A 3,061-nucleotide genomic window follows, 5' to 3' on the forward strand; every position below is an offset into this window, starting at 1 on the left:
AAGCAGAGAAAGTCGATACAGAACAGGACCTTGGAAGGCGTTTTAAATGGACTCGCCGCTTAAGGTCCTGTACATGAGCAATCCTAAGTGTTGTGGTTGTGGAAATTTTATGCAGAATAAAAATGTTTACAAAATCAGTAACAAGTTTTATCAAGTTTTACTCAAAATGACTGGTCTAAAAATAAGCAGGAAAGAGCTGATACGATTGGCTATGGAGGTCAATGACTTGGCTGTGTATCAGGCATCAGGCTTGGTTGACCGCCATGTATATAGCTTGAAAAAACAGGATGCAGTGAAAGCTAATGGGCCAAAAAATAATCGGCATTATATTTTTTCAGATGATCTTCTGGGCAGTTTACAAGCATCAATCAAAGGCGATAATTATGATCTAGCAAGTGAGTTGAGGTCTCTGGAAGAAGAGCTTCTGTTGACTCGTTATGAGTTACAAGCCTACCGCGAGATACTTGAAAAACTACCTCAAGAGAAGCAAAAAATTACTTGTTTGCATAAAAATGCATCAGAAAAAATCTACCGGTTGAATGGGAAAATTAGAGCGGTAAGTCAATTGGTGATGATGTAATTAAAAGGTATAAATGAAAGAGGCGTTTTATCGAAAAGAAGCATACCTGAGTCGGCCATAGCGCAAGAAGCGATGCCGCCAACGGAAGGCGGTGGCCAATAGATACTGTGTTCCTAGGCGGCTTATTGATTTGAACAAATTATGTGCATTTTGTGCTGAGCTACTAATGAAAATACCTGCTGTTACGGCTCAACGATAAGGATGACCCGATGCAGAATCTTGTATTGAGGAAAGCAACGCATGAAGATATGGACGACATACTGCGTTTGCAAATTCCCGTGTTCAAGGGAGAGCAGGGGATCCCTGACGAATTGATCCCTATTCCAGCTGAAAAATCGCCACAATGGTGGTGTGCAATTATGAACTCCACAATTGTTGGTGCCGTTGCAGCCTGGAAATAATGCGATGAAACTCATTGGGGGCGATTTGCAACAATGCAAAATTTCAGAGGGTATCAAATAGGTTCTAGCTTGGCTCGGTTTTCACTGCACGAACTTTTCGCACAATCTGTAGATGAAATCCATATGGATGCAAGAGATATCATCGTTAAGACCTTAAACCGAATGGGTGGCTTAGTTGTGGGAGACTCAATGCCATTTTATCGAGGGACGGTGACACCCATGATATTAACCAGAAGTGGTTTAATATTTAATAGATAAAATACTGACGATACATGTATATATTTGAAAACACTATCCATAACTATAAATTAGAGTTGACACATAGATAGCATCATTTATTACCATCCTCAATGGGTGTATGCTTTTTTTCATCTAACTGTGCAGAAAATCCAAATATTAATGATTTCAGCCCGAAATGGAAGGCCATTTCAGCAGAGGTTCTCGCCTGAATATTAAATGCCTCTTGTAATAATGGTGGTGCAGCGTCTATCACATGATTATTTTCTATCTGGTTTGTTGCTTGCTCCTCTAATACTGCACCCAACGTAAAATGGCTGATAGATTGCAGAATGAAAAGAGCCTCCTCGACCGAAAACCCTGCATCGCATAGACAGCGTAGTTGCGCCTCTGCTTGTTCAAACTGGGGGGGCGTAGGAGAGGTCCCTATATGCAATCGGGCTCCATCACGATGGACCAGTAATGCTTTACGGAAACTCAGAGCATTTTCCTGGAGAAACTGCTGCCAACTCTCAGTCGGTAACGGTGCTGAACGGGTGTGATGCTTCGCCAGTATTGCCTCTGAAAGCATGTTCATAAGAGTCTGCTTGTTGCGCACGTGCCAATACAGAGTCGGTTGCTCAATTTTTAGGGACTGCGCCAGCTTACGCGTAGTCAAGCCCTCTAGCCCTTCGCTGTCCAGCAGGGTGAGCGCCATTGAAATTACGTCGTCCAAGCTTAGTCGTGCCATCACTATCTCCTTTTGCTGTTGACAATCTATCACTGATAGAGTTATTTTTCAAACCCTATCATCGATAGAGAACGTTAACTATGAACCGCACTGTGATGATGGCACTGGTCATCATTTTTTTAGATGCTATGGGGATTGGCATAATTATGCCTGTCTTGCCGGCGTTATTACGGGAGTTTGTTGGAAAGGCTAATGTTGCAGAGAACTACGGTGTTTTATTGGCGCTGTATGCAATGATGCAAGTGATTTTTGCCCCTCTTCTCGGCCGCTGGTCAGATCGCATAGGTCGTCGCCCTGTATTATTACTTTCACTTTTAGGTGCAACACTGGACTACGCATTAATGGCAACAGCCAGCGTAGTGTGGGTGTTGTATCTGGGACGCTTAATTGCTGGTATTACCGGTGCGACTGGAGCTGTTGCAGCCTCAACAATTGCCGATGTCACACCTGAGGAATCCAGGACACATTGGTTTGGTATGATGGGTGCCTGTTTTGGTGGCGGTATGATTGCTGGACCAGTCATTGGTGGTTTTGCAGGTCAACTTTCGGTACAGGCACCGTTTATGTTCGCTGCTGCTATTAACGGGCTGGCATTTCTGGTCTCCCTATTCATTTTACATGAGACCCATAATGCTAATCAGGTTAGTGACGAGATAAAGAATGAAACAATCAATGAAACCACATCCTCCATACGCGAGATGATCTCCCCATTATCGGGATTGTTAGTTGTCTTTTTCATCATTCAATTGATTGGCCAAATCCCCGCAACATTATGGGTTTTATTCGGAGAAGAGCGCTTCGCATGGGATGGCGTAATGGTCGGTGTTTCATTGGCTGTGTTCGGGCTGACACACGCACTGTTTCAAGGACTTGCTGCTGGTTTTATCGCTAAACATTTGGGAGAACGGAAAGCTATAGCGGTTGGCATTTTGGCTGACGGTTGTGGCCTATTTTTATTGGCGGTCATTACACAAAGCTGGATGGTTTGGCCGGTTTTGCTGTTACTAGCTTGTGGTGGCATCACACTTCCCGCCTTGCTGCATATTCCGGCCGATCATGAACACCAATTCCGATTCAACGTGAACACCATTTCCGGACCAATGTGAACGCTCA

General features: G+C 43.9%; 3 protein-coding genes and 1 pseudogene. 3 read left to right on the forward strand and 1 reads right to left on the reverse strand.

Annotated elements, in window-relative coordinates; all coding sequences use genetic code 11:
- Positions 1-73 precede the first annotated feature (73 nt).
- On the forward strand, positions 74-580 hold the full coding sequence (locus tag PG887_RS22030; RefSeq protein WP_270822920.1) for a hypothetical protein: 507 nt from the start codon (positions 74-76) through the stop codon (positions 578-580).
- Between the two features lie 209 nt (positions 581-789).
- Complete coding sequence (locus PG887_RS22035; RefSeq protein ID WP_017780887.1) at positions 790-981, forward strand: hypothetical protein; 192 nt, start codon at positions 790-792, stop codon at positions 979-981.
- Between the two features lie 331 nt (positions 982-1,312).
- Here PG887_RS22035 and tetR read toward each other — a convergent pair whose 3' ends face one another.
- Entirely contained in the window at positions 1,313-1,948 is a 636-nt protein-coding gene (gene tetR, locus PG887_RS22040) for a tetracycline resistance transcriptional repressor TetR (protein WP_017780888.1), read from the reverse strand.
- 80 nt (positions 1,949-2,028) lie between these two features.
- On the opposite strand from tetR, the pseudogene tet reads away from it, so the two are divergent.
- Positions 2,029-2,985 (forward strand): annotated as a pseudogene (gene tet, locus PG887_RS22045) (Tet(A)/Tet(B)/Tet(C) family tetracycline efflux MFS transporter); the annotation flags it as partial.
- Positions 2,986-3,061 lie beyond the last annotated feature (76 nt).

Origin of the sequence: Aeromonas sp. QDB14, from assembly GCF_027707845.1 — a bacterium.
Lineage (GTDB): Bacteria > Pseudomonadota > Gammaproteobacteria > Enterobacterales > Aeromonadaceae > Aeromonas > Aeromonas caviae.